Consider the following 19197-nt stretch of genomic DNA (forward strand, 5'->3'; position numbering starts at 1 on the left):
TCGGCCGCTCCCCCGCCTGGATCAGGGCAAGCTATGGTCTTCAGAGGTAAAGATAGCGTTAGGCGTGGTTCGCCCCGATCAACACTTCGCGCACGGGCGGATGACCAAGAAACGCCGAAGGGCTGGCAGTGGCGCCATAGGCTCCGGACGCGAAAATCGCGATGACGTCACCCACTGCGGCTGTGGGCAGCGCCACCCGATCGGCCAGCCGGTCGAGCGGGGTGCACAAGGGCCCGACGATCGTCACAGTCTCCTCGGCGGGATCCTGCATCCGATGCGCTACCGCGACCGGATAATTCCGGCGGACGACGGTGCCGAAATTGCCCGTCGCGGCGAGATGATGGTTGAGCCCGCCGTCGACGATCAGGAAGGTTTCCCCCTGGCTCACCTTCCGGTCGACCACCCGCGCGAGATATACACCTGCTTCGCCGACCAGCCAGCGCCCCAGTTCAATCGCATACTGCGTATCGAGCTTGTCGAGCTCGTCCGCCAGTGCCGCGCCGATCGCCTCGACGTCGAGCGCAACATCGCCGGGAAAATAGGGAATGCCGAACCCGCCCCCCAGATTGACCAAAGGCGGCGCGCGATGCGCCTCCTGGGCGATCCGCGCCGCCAGCGCCACCGTCGCTGCCTGCGTCTCGATCACTGCCTGCGTGTCGAGCGACTGCGATCCGGCGAAGATGTGCAAGCCCCGCCACTCGGCGCCCCCGATAATCAGCCGCTTGACCAGCCCCGCGACATGCTGCGCCTCGACGCCGAAGGGCGAGGCGCGCCCCCCCATCTTCATGCCCGATCCGCGCAGCTCGAAATCGGGGTTCACCCGCACCGCGAGCTTGGGGCGCATCCCCAGCATCCCCCCGATCGCCAGCGCGCGCTGTCCCTCACTCTCGGACTCGACGTTGAGCGTCACTCCCGACCGGATCGCCAGCTCGATTTCGGCATCGCGCTTGCCCGGCCCGGCAAAGCTGATCGCATTCGCCGCCATGACGTCGAGCGCGCGATCCATTTCCCCTGCGGAGGCGACATCGAGCCCGTCAACCAAAGGCGCGATCGCTTTGAGCAAAGCAGGCATGGGATTGGCCTTGATCGCATAATGCACGGCGACGCCCGCCGGCAGCGCCGTCCGTAACCGCGCGACCCGCGCCGCGACGATGGAAAAGTCATAGACATAGGCCGGCGCCGTCTCATCGAGCCACGGCAGCGCGTCGAGGTTCCTGAATTCGGGCGGGATCGGGCCGAAGGGCTTGGGCTGAACGGTCATCCACCCATCCCTTTACCGTCATCCCCGCGCGGGCGGGGATCCAGAGCAATAGAACCATGCCCTTTGTGACTCTGGATTCCCGCCTTCGCGGGAATGACGAAGAGGAAAATGGCCAGTCTCATCCCAAGGCCGCCTTCAGCGCCGTCCGGTCCAGCTTGCCATTGGCATTGCGCGGCAATTCCGACCGCCAGTCATAGCGCGCCGGCTGCATGAAGCTCGGCAACTCCCGCCGCAGCCGTTCGCGCAGCGCATCCTCGCGGCTGCCGTCACCCCGCGCCACCACCACGATCGCCTGCCCCAGCCGCTCGTCCGGCACCCCGAACGCCGCCGCTTCGGTCACTTCGCCGCCGCTCAGCACTGCGTCCTCGATCTCGGTGGGGCTGATCCGGTTGCCCGCGCTCTTGATCATCTCGTCGTCGCGTCCGACGAAACGGAGCAATCCGTCCGCATCCTCCACCACCGTGTCCCCCGACCACACCGCCATGCCTCCGCTTGTGGCGAATTCGGGCGCCGGACGGAAGCGTTGCGCGGTGCGCTCCGCATCCTGCCAATAGCCCTGCGCCACCAACGGCCCGGCATGGACCAGCTCGCCCGGCTCGCCCGGCGCCGCGCGGCTGCCGTCGGGCCGCACCACCAGTATCTCCGCGAAGGGGATCGCTCGCCCGATCGACTCGGGATGCGCATCGACCAGCGCCGGGTCTAGAAAGGTCGATCGGAACGCCTCGGTCAGCCCGTACATCGGATAGAGATATGCGTTCGGAAAGCGCTTGCGCAGCCCCCGCACCAGTCGCGGCGTCAGCGCGCCGCCCGAATTGGTCAACCGCTTCAGCCGCGCGGCGGTCTCCACCGGCCATTCCGCCTCCAGCAATTGCACCCAGAGCGGCGGTACCCCGGCCAGGCTGGTGACGTCATGACGCTCTACCGCCTTCACCACATCGCGCGCGGTAAGATAATCGAGCGGAATCACCCGCCCCCCCGCGGCCCAGGTCGAGAAGAGCTGGTTCTGGCCATAATCGAAGCTCAGCGGCAGCACGCCGAGCACGCGATCCTCAGACCTGATCTGAAGATAATGCGCCACACTGATGGCACCGAGCCATAAATTGGCATGGCTTAGCATCACGCCCTTGGGCCGGCCGGTCGACCCGGAGGTGTAGAGGATTGCCGCCAGCGCATCGGTATCGGCGCGCGAAGGCGGCAGCACGTCGCCGGAGGCGAGTTCCTCCTCGGTAACGATCGTGCAGCCATCGGGCACGTCACCCGGCTCCAGTGCCGCGATCCGCGCCGCTTGCGTCACCAGCACCCGCGCGCCGCTATCGGCGAGGATATACGCCACCTGCGCGCGCTTGAGCACCGGATTGACGGGTACATGCACCAGTCCCGCGCGCGGGGCGGCGAGCGGCATCAGGCAAGCCGTGCGCGTCTTGGGCAGCCAGGTTGCGACCCGTTCGTTCGCCGCGAACCCCTGCCCCGCCAGCCAGTGCGCGATGCCGCCCACTGTCGTTTCCAACTCTCGAAAGGACAGCGTCCCCGCCCGATCTTCCAGAGCCACCGCATCCGCCACACCGCGCAGCGGCAGCATGTCGATCGGTTTCGGAACGGGATCGAGGGTTATCATCATCACCGACCTTAGCCTTGGCAGCGCACCCGCCAAGCCTTACGGAGACGAAAAATCGCTTGCAGGGGATATGCATTGCAGCGCGAAGGGTTCGCAGAGGTTGAAAACGCCGTGCGCGGGGTGCTGCGCGACGTGCTGGGGTTGAGCGAAGAGCGCGCCCGCGCATTCCACGAGGACACGCCCTTGTTCGGCGCGCTCCCCGAACTCGATTCGCTCGCGGTGGCGGGCGTGCTCACCGAGATCGAGGATCGCCTCGGCATCCTGATCGAGGACGACGAAGTCGACGGCGAAATGCTCGAGAGTTTCGGCGCCCTCACGCGCTTCGCCGCTGACAAGGCGCTCGGTTGATCGATCATTACGACTGGGCCGGCGGCCGCGAGGCGATGCTTCGCTTCGGCCCCGACACCGGCCCGGTCGTAGTCGCGGCGCTTCCGCTGTTCGAGGAGGCGAACCGCACCCGGGCGTTCGTCGTCACGATCCTGCGCGCGCTCGCCGAAAGAGGCATTGCCAGCGCGCTTCTCGACCTGCCCGGCCAAGGCGAGAGCCTCGTGCCGCTACACGCGCTCTCGATCCTCCAGATCCAGGACGCATATGGATCGGCCATCGAGGTTTTCGACCGGGAAGGGCGCCGGAGCTATGCAGCCTCGATCCGCAGCGGCGCATTGCTGGATGCCCTAGGCTTGATGTTCGGCCGCTGGCATTTCGCACCGGTCGGCGGACCGCAGCTGCTGCGCGAACTCACCCGCATCAAGCAGGCTGAGGTCGGCGCGGCGCGAAAGCTTGGCGATTGTTGGTTTTTCGACGGCAGCCTTCCCGAGGATGCCGAGGATCCGCCGGTCGAAATCGCGGGAAATCTCGTTTCGACCGACCTGCTCACCGACCTGATGGTCAAGGAGCCATTCTCGAGCGACGACGCGGCGGAAACTCCGCTCCGCACCGTTCGGCTCGAAAGCGACCCCAAACCCGCCGATCTAAAAGTCCCCGGCGCCCCCCTCTGGCGCCGCGCCGAGCCTGACAACGACCCTGCACTGGCCGCACTGCTCGCCGACGACATTGCCGCATGGGTGCGCGCATGCGAAGGCTGATCGAATTCCCCTGCGCCGGCGAGATGCTGCTCGGGACGCTCGACGAGGCGTCCGGCACTACCGGCCTGCTGATCGTCTCGGGCGGCAACGAGATCCGCATCGGCGCGCATCGCGGCATGGCGTTGCTCGCCCAGCGCGTCGCCGAAGCCGGCCATCCGGTGTTCCGCTTCGATCGCCGCGGTATCGGCGATTCGACCGGCGAAAATCATGGCTTTGAGAGCAGCGCGGACGATATCGCCGCAGCCGCAGCCGCATTTCGCCAGGCCGCCCCCCACCTCAACCGTATCGTCGCGTTCGGCAATTGCGACGCGGCCACCGCCCTCGCCTTCTTCCATGCCCGCGCCGGCATTGACGCACTGATCCTCGCCAATCCCTGGGTGATCGAGGCGACCGACGACCTCCCCCCCGCCGCCGCGATCCGAGCGCGTTATGCCGAGCGGCTACGCGATCCGCACGAATGGATCCGCCTGCTGCGGGGTGGTGTGGATATTCGAAAGTTAGTCAGTGGCTTACGCAAGGCTTCTCGCGGTCAATCTCAGCAAGAGGGCAGCCTCGCCGCCCGGTTGGCAGCCGCACTCGGGGAGACCCGCATCCCCGTCACCATCCTGCTGGCAAAGGGTGACAACACTGCGATCGCCTTCCGCAACGCCTGGGCCGGTCCCGTTTTCGAAGCTGCCCGCGCCAAGGGCGCGATCGAAAATCTGGACACCGCCAGCCACAGCTTCGCCTCGGCGGCGGATAAACAATGGCTCTTCGAACAAATTCTGAAGAACCTGTCCTAGATCACTCCGCTGCTTCGGCGACCTGCTCGAAATCGGCCTCGGCGAGGAAACGCTCGGCATCCAGCGCGGCCATGCACCCCGTGCCCGCCGCGGTGATCGCCTGGCGGTAGTGCTTGTCCATCACGTCACCGCACGCGAACACGCCGGGGACGTTGGTCCGCGTCGTGCCTTTTTCGACGGTGATATAGCCGTCATCGTCGAGCGCGATGTGCCCGCGAAACAGCTCGGTCGCGGGATGATGCCCGATCGCGACGAAGCCGCCGTCCACTTCGAGCGTCGAGACCTCGCCGGTCACCATGTCCTTCAATTCGATGCCGACCAGCCCGGCAATACCGCCGCCGTCGATGAAGCGCTCGACCTTCTTGTTCCACAGCGTGGTGATCTTTTCGTTCGCGAACAGCCGCTTCTGCAGAATCTTCTCCGCCCGCAGTGAATCGCGGCGATGGATCAGCGTCACGTCGTGGCTGTGGTTGGTGAGGTAAAGCGCCTCCTCGACCGCTGTGTTGCCGCCGCCGATCACCGCGACTTTCTTGCCGCGGAAGAAGAAGCCGTCGCAGGTCGCGCAGGCGCTGACGCCCTTGCCCTTCAGAAGCTCCTCCGAATCGAGCCCGAGCCACTTGGCCTGCGCCCCGGTGGCGATCACCAGCGTGTCGCCGACATAGACCGTGCCGCTATCGCCCACCATCCGGAACGGCCGCTGGCTGACGTCGACCTCGACGATCGTGTCCCACAGCATCTGCGCACCGACATGCTCGGCCTGTGCCTGCATCTCCTCCATCAGCCACGGCCCCTGGATCACTTCGCGGAAGCCGGGATAATTCTCGACATCGGTGGTGGTCATCAGCTGGCCGCCGGGCTGGATACCCTGCACCACGATCGGTGAAAGCCCGGCGCGCGCGCCATAGATGGCGGCGGAGAGTCCGGCCGGGCCAGAGCCGAGGATGAGCATGCGAGTCGAATGGGTAGCGGTCATGTCGTATCCAGAATCAGCGTTGCCGCATCTAGGGGTTGGGCATCGCCCGACGCAACATGGGTTGCGCACCGCCGCCCGCCGACAAATCAAATCTGTGGACGAGTGAAGCCTGTCCCCTCGATAAAAAAAGGGCCCACCCCGGGGGAAAGGGTGGGCCCATCGGGGAGACCCCTGGGGTTCGAGAGTCCGGGTTAGAAGTTGAGTGTCGCGCCCACTGCGATCTGGCGACCAAGCGAATCGTACCGCGCCGATAGCGTGTTGCTGCGCGACAGGCCGTAATTGTACGAATTCGGCAGGATCGGCGGCGTCTTGTCGAACAAATTGTTCGCCGAGATCCGGAACGAATAGGCCTTGTTCACCCGGAAGCTGAGCGCCAGGTCGATATAGTCATAGGGGTCGATCCGGTAGAAGGTCGCCCGCTCGCCCGCCGCGGTCCAGCCGAGCGCCGGATCGCCCGAGTTCGTCACATTGGTGAGCGGACCCAGATGGCGCCAGTTCACCGAAGCGCTGAAGAACTGGTCGGCAGTGGTGTAGGTGGTGCGGAGCGCATGGGTCCATTTCGGGATCAACTGGCCGCAGCCGCCGCCATAATAGCCGGCGCAATTATACTTCGGCAGGATCGGCGAATCCTGCCCGCCCGCGAGGGTGGTCAGCGAGCCCATGAAGTCGAAGTCGAGCCGGCCCGCGCCGCCCAGCGGAAGCGCGTACTGGCCCTGGAAGTCCCAGCCATGCGACTTGCTCTTATAGTAGTTGGTCGTGCCGCCCCGGAGATAGCCGGTGGACGGATTGCCGGCCGGCGCGCTGTAGAGCGTGCCATTGGCATTGCGCACGAACATCCGGCAGAAGAAGTCGTTGCCGGTGGCAAGGCACCCGTTCGAGAAATAGTCGTAGTCGTTATAGCCGATCGAATCGTTCAGATCGATCATGAAGCGGTCGGCCGAAAGCGTCAGGCCGGGCAGGAACCGCGGCCGCAGCACGACGCCGAAGGTCTTGGTATAGGCTGTTTCCGGATCGACGGTGAAGCCGCCGCGGCGCACCGTGCAGCCGACATCGGTCGGGCACAACAGCGTGGGGCTGCCGTAGAGGTTGGCGGCCAGTCCCGTAGCAGCGCACACTGCCTGCGACGCCTGGGGAGCGCCATAGACCGGAACCTGCTGGCCCGTATTCGGATCGGTCGTGGTCCCCACGCGGGTCGGCGCGCAGATGTCGTTATACGCGGTCGTGATGCGGTCGTAGCTGATATTGCTGCCCTGATACGCCTCGACCACGGTCGGGGCGCGCTGGGCGCGGTTGATCGAGCCGCGGAAGGTGATATCCGGGATCGGTGCCCACAGCGCCTCCGCCTTCCAGGTCGAGAACTTGTTCGGATTGCTGCTGTACTTCGAGAGGCGATAGGCGCCGTTGAACTGCAGCAGGTCGGCGAACGGCTTGTGCTGCGCGATCGGCACCTGGAGCTCGACATTGCCTTCCCAGACATGCTGCGACAGGCTCTGATCGGTCCCACCCATATTGTCGCGCCACAGCTGGTCGGCAGTGCCCTCGAGCTGGTCTTCGCGGAATTCCGCGCCGAACGCGATCGCCACGCCCTGCTCCGCCCAGGGGCTCTTGATGCCATAGGTGCCGAGGTCGCCCTGCACCGTCGCGAGGACGTTGTAGAGCTTGTTGACCGTCGTCTGGCTGCCGTAGCTGTCACGGACCAGATAATCGAACACCGCCGTATTGTTGACGGTCGAGCGCGAGCTGAACGGATCGAGTGGGAGGCAGCCATCGGCCGCACCCGTGACGCAGGTCGGCACGCCGCCGACGTTGACGACGTTCAGCGCATTGTTGACGCGATCGACGGACGGAAACGACCAGCTCCAGTCCTGCTGGTTGCGCGCATAGACGCCGCCGACATCGTAGCTCCAGCCCTCGGCGAAATCGCCGCGGACGCCGCCGGTGATGCGCAGTCCTTCGTTCAGATAGCGATCCTCGAGGTCCGGCACGCCGCTGAAGCGATAGCGCAGCTCGATCGGCACCATGGCGCTGGTCCCCGCCTGCGCGCCGCAGACCACCTGCGCCTGCGAGGCGGAGAGAAACGGATTGTTGCAGTTCACCTGGTAGGGCGCCGAACCGAAGGCAGTGTAGCTGTAGATGCGCGCGGGGAAGCCGTTGGCCGACTTGTCGCGGAACCACATGCCGCTGGCATAGAGCTCCGCCGCGTCGGATATCTCGAACGATGCGAAGCCGCCGGCATTCCAGCGCTCGTTGCCGCGCTGGAAGGAATAGTCGCTATAGGGATTGGCCGCGACCGCGTCCGAAAACGGAACGAAGGTACGGCTGCCGTCCGGATTGTTGACATATTGGTTGCCGTTGTTGGCGCCGGTGCGCGGCGACACGTAACCATGATAGCTGTAGGTCGAAGTCGAGCAGCTCAGCGGGCCGTCCTTGACGTTCTCCACCAGCTGGCAACCGGCGGTCTCGCGTGCCTCGTTAGGCACGAGCTCGCCCTTGCGATAATTGACATAGCCGGAGACGCGGAAGCGGTCGTCGAACAGCTTGGTGCCCGCGGTCAACGACAGGTCGATACGACCGCCATCGACTGCGAGGCCGTGGCTGGGCTGCCCGAAGCCGTATTGGCTGGCAACCTGCGAAATGAGGCCCGGCTGATTGTCATGGGCGTAGAAATTGTAGTTCGCGTTGAGCTGGATGCCCTCGAAGTCGTTCTTCATGATGAAGTTGACGACACCGGCGACTGCGTCCGACCCGTACACCGCCGAAGCGCCGCCGGTCAGCACGTCGACGCGCTGGATCAGCGCGGTCGGGATCATGTTGACGTCGACGCCGTTCATCGTGCCGACGCGCTTGCCATCGATCAGGGTCAGCGTGCGCTCGAAGCCGAGATTGCGCAGCTTGACGCGCTGGCGGCCGTCCGAATCCTGATAATTCTGCTGGCTGTCGGGCGCGATCTGCGGAATGCGGTTGAGCACTTCCTCGATATTCACTGCCGCCTGGGCGCGGATCGATTCGGACGTGACCGACGTGATCGGCGCCGCGGCCGTCATGTTGGGACGCGTGATGCGGCTGCCGGTGACGACGATGTCACCGGTTCCGGCCTCGCCGGCACCCTCGTCCTGTGCGGTCGCGGTGCTGGCGGGTGTGGTTTCCTGCGCCATCGCGGGCACCGCGAACATGCCCGCGAAGCAGGTCGTGCTCAGTAACAATCGATTCAAACGTGACATCCGGTGACCCCTTTATGTTGATCCGTTGTCGATACGCGTCGCCTCCCCACGGCACGCCGTTTTCGGCGCCAACCATGGGGCACGAAGCCTTTGTTCCAGCCGCTTGCAGCCAAATTCGAACGTATCGATCAGGCGCCGGCGCAGACCGTGCCGCAGCCACCGTGGCTTTCCCGAGCCTTGGGTGATTGCGCCGCGACGAGGCGTCTTCATTGGCACGACCCCTGACAATTGGGCGCGCCCTCCGGCCGCCCCGGGTGCGACCGGCGTCGTTGTACACACGCGCCGGTAACGCAATGAAGTTGTCATATATGAAAGAGTATTTCAATACCAAAAATGCGCTTTGGTGCTATCGTTCAACGAAACAAGCATACCAAAGCGTTATTGGGCGTCTCGACATTCAACTCTTCCCCTCCCTTTTAGGGAGGGGGCTAGGGGTGGGTAAGGAAAGCCGGGCTCGATGCCCGGTCTTTCCTTCTCTTCCGAGCCGTTCGATGGGCTCGCTACGCTCGCACCCACCCCCTGCCCCTCCCTTGCAGGGAGGGGAGTCAGTTTGTTGAATATCGATACGGCCTAGGCGCCAGTGGGGCGGATCGGCCGCGCACGCAGCCGATAGGCGGTTCGATATCTCGAAGCCACCTTCGCAAACCGCATTCGCACAGGAAATCAACGCGTGGCGATGAACCCGCCTATGCCGGCTATCGCCAGCCGCGCAGCCGGCACCGCCGGTTCGGAAAAGGTCAATCGCAGGAAGCGCGCGGATCGAACCTTGGTGAAGGCGATCCGCTGCGTGGAGAGCGCATAAGCGATATTCGAGAATTCGCCATTGGCGCCAGGTTCCCAATTGGTTCCATCGCGACTCGTTTCAGCGATATAACCTTTGGGCGGTGCCGCATCCGTCATCACCTGGCGCGAGGGTGTGAGGCTGAACCCCGCCAGAAGCGTATCCGCGCCCAGATCGACGGTCACGCGGGCCGGTGTTCCCGGTGTCGGGCTCGGCTGGACCCAGATGCTCGCCGCCTCATTGTCGAGCAGCTTCTCCGCGCCGGGCGCACTGGCAGATACGATCGTCCATTTGGTCACGTCGAGAACGCTGGGATCGGTCGAGACGATCGTCGGCACCGGCACCGGTGCGACCGCCCGGAACAACGCGAATTCGCTGATCGCCGGGCCAGCCGGTGCCTCGACAATGCGCAACCGCACGCGGCGCGGTGCGATCGGCGCGCCGAGCCGGATGACGCGCTGGGCGGAAATGCATTCATGCTCCGCAAGCGTGTGCCAGCTGCCGTCGATCTCTGCATCCACTGCGAAGCGCGTCACGCGGACGCCCAGCGGCAGATATTCGCGCAGGCGGATCACGTCGAAGCGCGTGCCCGGCTTCAGATCGAGCGTCAGCGTCGGGCTGGTCACGCCGTCAGGCGCCGCCCAATAGCTCTCGCGGTTGCCGTCGAGCACGCGCGCCGGCTCGAAGCCCGGGCCGCGGCTGTGGCTGGCATGCGCGACTGCCCCCTGCGCCAGATCGCGCGCGAAGGTCGCGCGGATCGCATCGCCGAAGGACTTGAGGATCTTGACGTCCTGATCGGGGATCCGGCCGCGGCGATCGGGAGGGATGTTGAGGTTGAGGTTGGTCCCCCGCCCCACGGACTCGTCGTACAGCCGGATCAGCCGCTCGGGGCCCTTCACCTTCGAATCCTCGTCGGCGTGGTAGAACCAGCCCGGGCGGATCGACACGTCGGTCTCCGCGGGCCACCAGATCGCGCCGCCGCGCACCCCGGAATTGCCTTCTTTTTGGTCATAGGGCTTGTTCGGCATGGTCGGCCAGCACGGATCGCCCGCGATTCCGTCCTCATTGCCCACCCATCGGATATCGGCACCGAGCGGATCGAAGGTGCAGGCATCGGGCTGGAGCTTGTGGACCAAAGCGACGATCGAAGGCCAGTCATAGTAACGCGGCGCATCGATCTTCCGCGCCTCGCGCGCGCCGCCATAATAGCCGTCGCCGCCATTGGCGCCGTCGAACCAGACCTCGAACAATTCGCCATAGCGCGTGCACAATTCGGTCAGCTGGGCGCGGAAATATTCGACATAGGCCGGGCGGCCATATTCGGCATGGTTGCGGTCCCAGGGCGAGAGGTAGACGCCGAAGGGCAGCTTCGCGCGGCGGCAGGCATCCGCCATCTCGCGCACGATATCGCCCTTGCCGCCCTTGTACGGGCTGTTGCGGATGCAATGCTCGGTGCGCGCGGTCGGCCAAAGGCAGAAGCCGTCATGATGCTTGGCGGTGAGGATCAGTCCCTTGAGCCCGCCCGCCTTGGCGGCGGCGACGATCTGGTCCGCGTCGAAATCCTTGGGGTCGAACAGCTTGGGGTCTTCGTCGCCAAAGCCCCATTCCTTGTCGGTGAAGGTGTTGATCGAGAAATGGACGAAGGCATATTGCTCGCGGCCGTGCCACCGCCACTGCCGGGGGCTCGGTACGACGCCATAGGGCTTTGGCGCCGCGCCGGCACGCGCCGATGCGGGGACCGCGCTCGCCGCCAGGCTGGTGGCGATCAGGCTGCGACGGGAAAGCTCGATCATGCGGATCCTCTTCGTATCGTGTTTCGTCCAGTGCCCTATTTCGGCAGTTCCAGCGCATCCCCACTCAGTGTGAAGTCGGTCCATTGGCCGGGCGCATCGCCGGGCTGGCCGCCGCCCACCCAGAGTCGATAAGCGCCGGGCACCACGCGGCGCGTTCCGTCGCGCGCGACCGTGCTGATGCTGCGCGGATCGAGGGAGAAACGGACCGTCCGCGTCTTGCCCGGAGCAAGGGCCACACGGCGGAATCCGACCAGCTGGCGCTGGAGCACTGGTGCGGTGAACGTCGTCCCTTTCTCCGCCGGTGGCACCAGATAGGCCTGCACGACCTCCTCGCCCGCACGCGCACCGCTGTTGCGCACCGTCACTTGGATCTCGACCGGCGCGGCCGTACCCGCGCCCTTGGCCTCCAGCCCGGCATAAGCGAAATTGGTATAGCTCAGCCCGTGGCCGAAACCCCAGAGCGGTGTACCGGTGAAGAAGCGATAGGTGCGCTCCTTCATCCCGTAATCGACAAAGGCCGGCAGGTCTGAAGTGGTTTTGTAGAAGGTGACCGGCAGGCGCCCTGACGGGTTGTTGAGCCCAGCCAGCGTTTCCGCAATCGCAGTGCCGCCCGCCTCGCCTGGATACCAGGCGGCAAGGATCGTGTCGGCCATCGCCGGATCCACGGCCACCGCGCTGCCGCTGGTCAGCACCAGCACGACCGGCTTGCCGGTGTCGCGCAGCGCCTGAAGCAGACGCTGCTGCGCCGGCGGCAATGCGATATCCGTCCGATCGCCGCCGACGAAGCCCGGCACGCTCACCTGCAGCGCTTCGCCCTCGAGATCGGGCGAAAGGCCGAGCACAGCGACCACCACGTCCGAATCCCGTGCCGCCGCGACGGCCTGCTCGAGCAGCGGTTCGACCGGGGGAAGCCAGAGCAGCCTGATGCCTTCGTCCTCGCCGTAGTGATCGAGCTCGAGACGGAAGCTGTGGCGCCGCCCGTCACTCGCCAGGGGAACTTCGATCCGCGCCTTACCGAGCGGGCCCTGATGGAGCGGCTTGCCGTCGATCCACAGCCGCACGGCATCGTGCCTGGTGCAATCCTTCCAGCAGGCTGGGATGTCGATCGCCAGCGTGTAGCGGCCAGGGCCGGGCGGCACGAGCTCGCCCGTCCAGCGGACCGCAAAGCCCTTAGCGTCGAGTTCGGGCAAAGGCGCCGCGCGGGTATAGTTGAAATCGATCCGGCGATCCCGCCGCACGGCCGCGGGTGCGCCCGTCACAATGGGGCCTGCGAAATACTCCGCCTTCAGTCCCGGCTTGCCATCCGCCATGAATGCCGTCTCGGGTACCACCACCGGTGCGCCGTCGGCCAATATCGATCCCTGGGCATAACGCACATTAGCAGCACCGAATTGACGGCGGATGCCTTCCAGCGGCGTCACCGGATCCCGGGCGGTGCCGTGGTAATTGGCCTCCAGCACGTTCAGATCGTCCGCATCGGCGCCGATCACTGCTATGCGACTGCCCTTGGCGAGCGGAAGCCGGCCGACATCGTTCTTGAGCAGCACGATCGTCTTTCGCGCCGCCTCGAGCGCCAACGCCCGGTGCGCGGGTGTGCCGATTTCGTTCGGCGCGATCCGGTTCCACGGGTTTTCAGCGCCGAACAAGGTGCCGAGCGCCTGCCGGGCCGAAAGCGCGCGAGTCAACGCGGTGTCGATCTCCGCCTCGGTCACCAACCCGCGCTTCACTGCCTGCGGGAGCGCGGCATAAGCCGATCCGCAATTGAGGTCGTTGCCGCCCCTGAGCGCCGCCGCTGCCGCCGCCGCGCCGTCGAGCCGGTAATGGTGGAATAGATGGATGTTGGCGACGGCATCGCAATCCGAGACCGTCAAGCCGCGAAACCCCCAATCGCTGCGCAGCCGATCGATCATCAGCGACGGCAGCGCACAGACCGGCACACCGTGGATCGAATTATACGCGCACATCACCGAGCGCGCTTTGCCTTCGGTCACTGCCAGCCGGAACGCGGGGAGATAGGTCGATTCCAGATCCTGCGGGCTCGGATCGACATCGAACCCATCGCGCCCCGCCTCGGGGCCGCTATGCACTGCGAAATGCTTGGGGGTAGCGATCACCTTGGGATGCGCCGGGTCGGGACCCTGCAGCCCCTGGATGAAGGCGACGCCGAGATGCCCCGTCAGATAAGGGTCTTCGCCATAAGTCTCCTGCCCCCGCCCCCAGCGCGGATCGCGGAAGATGTTGATGTTGGGCGACCAGATCGTCAGCCCCTCGTAAATCCGCCGGTCGGCACCAATCGGCCGCGCGTTGAACTTCGCTCGCGCCTCGGTCGCCACGACATCGCCGACGCGCTGCATCAGCGCGGTATCCCAGGTTGCAGCCAGCCCGATCGCCTGCGGGAAGACGGTGGCGTAACCGTTGCGCGCGAGGCCGTGCAGCCCCTCGTTCCACCAATCATAGGCCGGAATTTTGGCCTCGGAGTCGGCAGGCGCAGTACTCTGGAGCTGTGCCGTCTTTTCCTCGACCGTCATCGCGGCGATCGCTTTGGCCACCGCGTCGGGATCAGGCTCGGCGCCGGCCAGTAGGAACGGGAGGATCATCACTGGGGTCCCAAGGTGCGGAGCGTGACCGTGCGTTTGAGCGCTGCGGCGGAAGCATCGGAGCGCACGTCGATCGTCACGCTCTCGCCGGCGAGCAAGTCGAAGCCGTCGTCACTCGGCTGTGCCGCCAGATCGCCGAAGTCGAGCATCACGGCGCGGGCAAGCGACCCCGCGGTGATTGTTACGCGCTTACCCTCCCAACGCGTGGTTAGCACTGGTGCCGGATAGACCATGTCCTTGGGCAGCGCGCGCTCGACGATCGTGCGCGAGACGCGGCGCCCGTCGACCAGCAACTCCGCGACTGCGAAGCTAGCATTGGCGTCGACGCCGGCGAACAACTCCGCATCGGCGATGCTCGCCACCTCCTGCGCCCTCAGCGGCTCGAGCGTGACCACCGCGCCTTTCGTGCCTAGCGGCTTGCCGGCCATGTCGAACGCACGGATACGCCATTCCGCGGCAAGCGGCGTCGTCGCATCGGACACGAGCGCGACGCGTGTGAGGCCGTCTTTGTGCTCGGCGACGATCGCCTGCGGCGCGAAGAAGCGGCGCGCGGCATAATGGAGCAGTTTCCACTGGCCATCGTAATCCACACTCGCCCACGAGATCGCCGGCCACGTATCGTTGAGCTGCCAGTAGAGCGAGCCCAGAGTCACCGGACGGCATCCGCGGTGATGCCGTGCCGCCATGTCGATCGCCTGCGCTTGGTTGACCTGGGTCAGATAGACGAGATCGGCGAAGTCCTTAGGCTTGCGCAGCCTTTGGTCGAGATAGAGCTGGAGCCGCACATTGCCCTCGCCCGCGAGGAACTTCTGGTGCGCCTTGAGCACCGGGCTGTCGATCGCGAGCGGGCCCTTGCCCGCGAAGCCGCGGATCGTCGACAGATCGGGCATCGCCTGGAAGCCATATTCGGACATGAAGCGCGGGCACGAATCGAGATACCGCTCGACGGGCTTGGATCCCGACCACACGTCCCAGAAATGCCGGTCGCCGTCCTTGTCGGTGTCGGTCGGCCCGTCATAGTCGCTCGAAGGCGAACCAGGCCAATAAGGCGTGCCCGGCGCGTTTTTGGTCACTGCCTCGCGCAGCACCCGATCGAATATAACCGCCATGCCCGTGCCGATCCGTTCCTGCGCATCGGCGCCGATCTGCCTCTTGAACGCCTTGCGATCGGACCAGTTCTCCCAGCCCGACAGCACCTCGTTGCCGCCCGACCAGGCGACAAGCGACGGATGCGGCTGGAGCCGCTCGACCTGCTCCTCAGCTTCCACCCGCACATTCTCGCGGAAGGCCGCATCGGGCGGAGTGATCGATCCGCCGAACATGAAGTCCTGCCAGATCATCAGCCCCATTTCGTCCGCCATCCGGTAGAAGGCGTCGTCGAGATAATAGCCGCCGCCCCAGACGCGGATCATGTTCATGTTGGCATCGCGGGCGCTGGTCAGGATCCGGCGCATCTGCGGCTCGCCCACCCGCGACGGAAAATTGTCGAACGGGATCAGGTTCGCGCCCTTGGCGAAGATCGGCACACCGTTGATCCGGAAACCGAAGCTACCATCTTTTCGGATGAATTCGGTGGTGCGCAGGCCGATCCGCTGGGTCACGCGATCTTCGATTGTGCCGTTGGTGTCGAGGGTCGCCTCGACATCGTAGAGCGGCTGCGCGCCATAGCCCGCCGGCCACCAGCGTTGCGGGTTGGCCACCGTCAGCGGTGCACTGACCCAATTCTCGCCGGCGACAAGGGCGGCGATGCGGCTGACCTCGACCTGCCTGCCGTTCGGTCCGGTAACACGCGCGCGCAGTGTCACCTTGGCGGGAGCGCTGGCAATGATCCGCCAGCGCGCGACCAGCCGCGCCTCGGCATCGTTGAGCGCTTCCTGATCGACGCGGAAGCCATCGATCCGAGCTTCGTCCCAGGCCTCGATCCGCACCGGCCGCCACAGGCCGATATTGACCAGTCGCGGCCCCCAATCCCAGCTATACTGGTATTTGGGTTTGCGGATATACGGCGAAGTCTGCTTGCCCTTGGGCTCGTCGCCGAACGCCGAATCATATTCGCCCGGCAGCGGGTTGGGCTCGGCCAGCACCATCGGCTGTAGCGTGCCGATCGGCGAGGCGATGCGCACGATCAGTTCGTTGCGGCCGGGCTTCAATGCTGCCTTGGCGTCGACACGCCACCGGCGATGGGCGTTGTCGGTGGCGAGCAATTGCTTGCCGTTCAGCGATACGCTTGCGAAGGTGTCGAGCCCGTCGAACACCAGTTCGACGTGGTCGCGCGCCGGCATCGCCGGGGTCACTTCGATCACCCGCCGGAACTGCCAGCTGGTGAGCCCCGCCCATTGGATCGGCGCTTCGTTGATCCCCTTGAACGGATCCGGCACGCGCCCCGCGGCGATCAGATCCTGCTGGACGCTCCCCGGCACGCGCGCGGGGAACCACTTTGCCTCTTTCGGGTGCGCCTTCGCCGCGTCGTCGGGAGGATCGATCCGCACTTCCCAGGCCCCGTCGAGCGAAACCGTCTCGCGTGGCGCCGCCCAGGCACACACGCTCGCGAGGAGCGCGGGCAGCAACGCAAGTGCGCGTGCCTTCACTTCGCAGCCTCACTCAGCGTTGCCCGCTCGACCGCGTAAAAGGGATCCGAGAGCGGCGAAGTGAATTGGAAGCACAGATCCTCGTCCCCCGCCATCGCCGGCAAGCTACCCGAGAAGCTGAACCGCGTCGGCGCGGTTTTCGGATCGGGCAGCGGGAAGCTGGCGACGACGATCGGCTTTACCGTCTTGTCCTTGGCCGCGGCGATGCAGCGCGCGGAGATCACCAACTCACCATAAGTGGTCACGTTGAAATGCGAGCGCAGCGCCCTGGCTTCGTGCGCAAGCCCGTAATGCCGCGCCAGCCGCGCAATGTCGATCGTGAAGCTCTTCGCCACGTCGAGCGGAGCCGCCGGATAGGCGCTGCACGTGTCGAACAGATTGACGTTGAACACGGGCGCATTCTCGGTCGATTCCGACGTCAGCGGCACACGCAGCCCGAACGCGCCGCGCGGGCAGGCGATCAGCTCCGAGCTGGTCCTGGTGAGCAATGCAGCGCGGCTGGTGTCGAAGATGCGCGGCCGGGCGGTCGAATTTCCCGCGGCGTCGAATGCAGCAGCCTGAATCGCCACGCCCGGCTTCAGCGACAAAGGTGCCTTGTACACCGGCGATTTGGCCGTCGGGACTTTGCCATCGAGCGTGTAGCGGATGGTGCCATAGGGCGCCTGCGTCGCCAGCGCGACGCTTGCCCGATTGGCACGCAGTGCGTCGCCCCGCGTGCCCCGAAGCTGGAAACCTACCGCAAAGGCGCTGTCGGCGACCTCCACTCCCGATCGGCGCCAGCGCTGGATCTGCGGATCGAGCCGGGTGAGGAAACTCGGGAAATCGCGCTTCTCCTTGGCCGACCAGGTGATCTCGGCAATCGCCGCGGCGCGCGGAAAGAGCATGTGCTGCACTTGGTACGGCGTCGCCAGATATTCGCTCCACGCATTGCCCTGCGCGCCGAGCACATGCTTCGCCTTTTCGGCGTCGATGCCCGCCGGCATCGGCTCGTATCTATAGACGTCGGCGAGCGTCTGGATCGAGAGCCGCCCCGGCGGCTCGTCGCTGCGATCGCTCTGCAGGCTGTCGAGATACAGGGTCGGCGCCGGAGTCAGCACCACGTCGTGATTCTGGTTGGCGGCCTCGACCGCGCCCTTTTCGCCGCGCCACGACATGATCGAAGCCGAGGGGGGCAGCCCGCCCTCGAGAATCTCATCCCAGCCGATCAGTCGCCGCCCCTTGCTCGCCAGATAGGTGCCGAATTCGTCGATCATCCAGCTCTGCAGCTGGTTTTCGTCCTTGAGCTTAAGTGCCTTGATCTGTGCCTGAACCCGTGGCGAGCGCTCCCACTGATCCTTGACCGCCTCGTCCCCGCCGAGATGAATATAGGTGCCGGGGAACACCGCCATTACTTCGTCCAGCACTTCCTTGACGAAGGCCACACCCTTGGGTCCTGGATCGAACAGATAGGGATTCACGCCCCAATCGTGCGATACTTCGGGCCGGTCACCAAACACCCCGAATTCGGGATAGGCGGCGACGAGCGCCTGAGCGTGGCCGGGCAAGTCGATCTCAGGGACGATCGTGATGCCGCGTTCGGCGGCATAGGCGACCAGCGCCTTCAATTGCTCCTGCGTGTAGAAGCCGCCGACCTTGGGGCCCGGCGCGTTGCCGGTCGACGGCGGGGTGCGCCAGCCGCCGATTTCGGTGAGCTTGGGATAGCGCTTGACCTCGAAGCGCCAGCCCTGATCGTCGGTGAGGTGCAGATGCAGCGTGTTGAGCTTCACCGACGTCATCTGATCGACCACGGCGTAGATCGATTCGATCGGCTGAAAGTGACGCACCGGATCCAGCATCAGCCCGCGCCAGCCAAAGCGCGGCGCATCCTCGATCGTCACCGCCGGCACCTTGACCGGCTTGCCGAATGCGCGATCGGGACTGAGCAACTGCGCCACCGTCATCGCGCCGTAGAGCAGCCCGCGATCACCCGAAGCGCTGACGCGGATGCCCCCGGCGCTCACTACTAGGCGATAGGCCTCGTCCCCTTTTATTGATGCGTCGCGGATCAGGGTGATCGCGCCCTCGCCCTCCCGGTTCGTCAGCCTGAGCCCACGCTCGACCTTCACATGCGCCGTCAGCACGCGCGCCGCCGCCGCCGCGCCGGGGTCGCCCCGCACCACCGCGATCGTCGCACCGTCCCCTATCGTGATGCTGCCGGTCCCGTGCACAATCGATTGCGGGAGCGGCGTCAGCGGGAGCGGATCGGCGGACTGCGCCAATACCGAGGAACCGCACAGCAACGCCGCCCAACCGACATGGCGTAGCCGCAGCACCCCGAGAACCCGCATCGATCTACTCCCGTTGACGTCCCGAGGACGCGATCCGGGGATGTAACCAATATAGGTCCTGCGGCACAATAGCCGCGTTCAGCCCTGCGCTCCTGCAGCCGGAGGAGGCCAGGAGTAATCCGCGTCCTGCAGGCTGAGTGATTGATACCAATATGAATCCATAACCATCCCATT

Annotated in this window: 11 protein-coding genes; 3 read left to right on the top strand and 8 right to left on the bottom strand. The window is 65.5% G+C overall.

Going from position 1 to position 19197, the window contains the following annotated elements:
* Positions 1 to 58: 58 nt before the first annotated feature.
* Complete coding sequence (locus ASE13_RS09325) at positions 59 to 1261, bottom strand: pyridoxal-dependent decarboxylase, exosortase A system-associated (RefSeq protein WP_082596501.1); 1203 nt, start codon at positions 1259 to 1261, stop codon at positions 59 to 61.
* Between the two features lie 118 nt (positions 1262 to 1379).
* Positions 1380 to 2876, bottom strand: a complete 1497-nt coding sequence (locus tag ASE13_RS09330) for an acyl-CoA ligase (AMP-forming), exosortase A system-associated (protein WP_056615037.1) — start codon at positions 2874 to 2876, stop codon at positions 1380 to 1382.
* A gap of 111 nt (positions 2877 to 2987) precedes the next feature.
* On the opposite strand from ASE13_RS09330, the gene ASE13_RS09335 reads away from it, so the two are divergent.
* Genes ASE13_RS09335 through ASE13_RS09345 form a run of 3 tightly spaced genes read left to right on the top strand, consistent with a single transcriptional unit; the run spans position 2988 to position 4743 of the window.
* The gene (locus ASE13_RS09335) at positions 2988 to 3224 is read left to right on the top strand and encodes a phosphopantetheine-binding protein (RefSeq protein WP_414885305.1); all 237 of its coding nucleotides are present in this window, start codon (positions 2988 to 2990) and stop codon (positions 3222 to 3224) included.
* Positions 3221 to 3961, top strand: a complete 741-nt coding sequence (locus ASE13_RS09340; RefSeq protein ID WP_056613800.1) for a hypothetical protein — start codon at positions 3221 to 3223, stop codon at positions 3959 to 3961. Before ASE13_RS09335 ends, ASE13_RS09340 begins: the two co-directional genes overlap by 4 nt.
* Positions 3949 to 4743 carry a hydrolase 1, exosortase A system-associated gene (locus tag ASE13_RS09345; protein WP_056615040.1) on the top strand — a complete coding sequence of 265 codons (795 nt, stop codon included), beginning with the start codon at positions 3949 to 3951 and terminating at the stop codon, positions 4741 to 4743. Before ASE13_RS09340 ends, ASE13_RS09345 begins: the two co-directional genes overlap by 13 nt.
* Position 4744: 1 nt before the next feature.
* On the opposite strand, the gene trxB is transcribed toward ASE13_RS09345, so the two are convergent.
* The 6 genes from trxB to ASE13_RS09375 form a co-directional block, all read right to left on the bottom strand.
* Positions 4745 to 5716: a thioredoxin-disulfide reductase gene (gene trxB, locus ASE13_RS09350; RefSeq protein WP_082596502.1), complete on the bottom strand. Its 972-nt coding sequence runs from the start codon at positions 5714 to 5716 to the stop codon at positions 4745 to 4747.
* A gap of 191 nt (positions 5717 to 5907) precedes the next feature.
* Positions 5908 to 8889: a TonB-dependent receptor domain-containing protein gene (locus tag ASE13_RS09355; protein ID WP_082596504.1), complete on the bottom strand. Its 2982-nt coding sequence runs from the start codon at positions 8887 to 8889 to the stop codon at positions 5908 to 5910.
* Positions 8890 to 9600: 711 nt separating this feature from the next.
* Complete coding sequence (locus tag ASE13_RS09360; protein WP_056613807.1) at positions 9601 to 11511, bottom strand: alpha-L-fucosidase; 1911 nt, start codon at positions 11509 to 11511, stop codon at positions 9601 to 9603.
* Positions 11512 to 11546: 35 nt separating this feature from the next.
* Positions 11547 to 14108 (bottom strand): glycoside hydrolase family 3 C-terminal domain-containing protein, encoded by a 2562-nt coding sequence (locus ASE13_RS09365; RefSeq protein WP_056613809.1) that lies wholly within the window; start codon positions 14106 to 14108, stop codon positions 11547 to 11549.
* Positions 14108 to 16696: a beta-mannosidase gene (locus ASE13_RS09370; RefSeq protein ID WP_056613814.1), complete on the bottom strand. Its 2589-nt coding sequence runs from the start codon at positions 16694 to 16696 to the stop codon at positions 14108 to 14110. The genes ASE13_RS09365 and ASE13_RS09370 overlap by 1 nt, the downstream gene beginning before the upstream one ends.
* Entirely contained in the window at positions 16693 to 19023 is a 2331-nt protein-coding gene (locus ASE13_RS09375) for a beta-N-acetylhexosaminidase (protein WP_056613817.1), read from the bottom strand. Before ASE13_RS09375 ends, ASE13_RS09370 begins: the two co-directional genes overlap by 4 nt.
* Between the last annotated feature and the right edge of the window lie 174 nt (positions 19024 to 19197).

It is taken from the genome of Sphingomonas sp. Root241, assembly GCF_001428865.1.
In the GTDB taxonomy this organism is placed as follows: Bacteria; Pseudomonadota; Alphaproteobacteria; order Sphingomonadales; family Sphingomonadaceae; genus Sphingomonas.

Bases quoted from the DNA above. Each gene is read 5' to 3' on its own strand.
- ASE13_RS09325 (WP_082596501.1), bottom strand. From the start codon at position 1,261: ATGACCGTTCAGCCCAAGCCCTTCGGCCCGATCCCGCCCGAATTCAGG.
- ASE13_RS09330 (WP_056615037.1), bottom strand. From the start codon at position 2,876: ATGATAACCCTCGATCCCGTTCCGAAACCGATCGACATGCTGCCGCTG.
- ASE13_RS09345 (WP_056615040.1), top strand. From the start codon at position 3,949: ATGCGAAGGCTGATCGAATTCCCCTGCGCCGGCGAGATGCTGCTCGGG.
- trxB (WP_082596502.1), bottom strand. From the start codon at position 5,716: ATGACCGCTACCCATTCGACTCGCATGCTCATCCTCGGCTCTGGCCCG.
- ASE13_RS09355 (WP_082596504.1), bottom strand. From the start codon at position 8,889: ATGTTCGCGGTGCCCGCGATGGCGCAGGAAACCACACCCGCCAGCACC.
- ASE13_RS09360 (WP_056613807.1), bottom strand. From the start codon at position 11,511: ATGATCGAGCTTTCCCGTCGCAGCCTGATCGCCACCAGCCTGGCGGCG.
- ASE13_RS09365 (WP_056613809.1), bottom strand. From the start codon at position 14,108: ATGATCCTCCCGTTCCTACTGGCCGGCGCCGAGCCTGATCCCGACGCG.
- ASE13_RS09375 (WP_056613817.1), bottom strand. From the start codon at position 19,023: ATGCGGGTTCTCGGGGTGCTGCGGCTACGCCATGTCGGTTGGGCGGCG.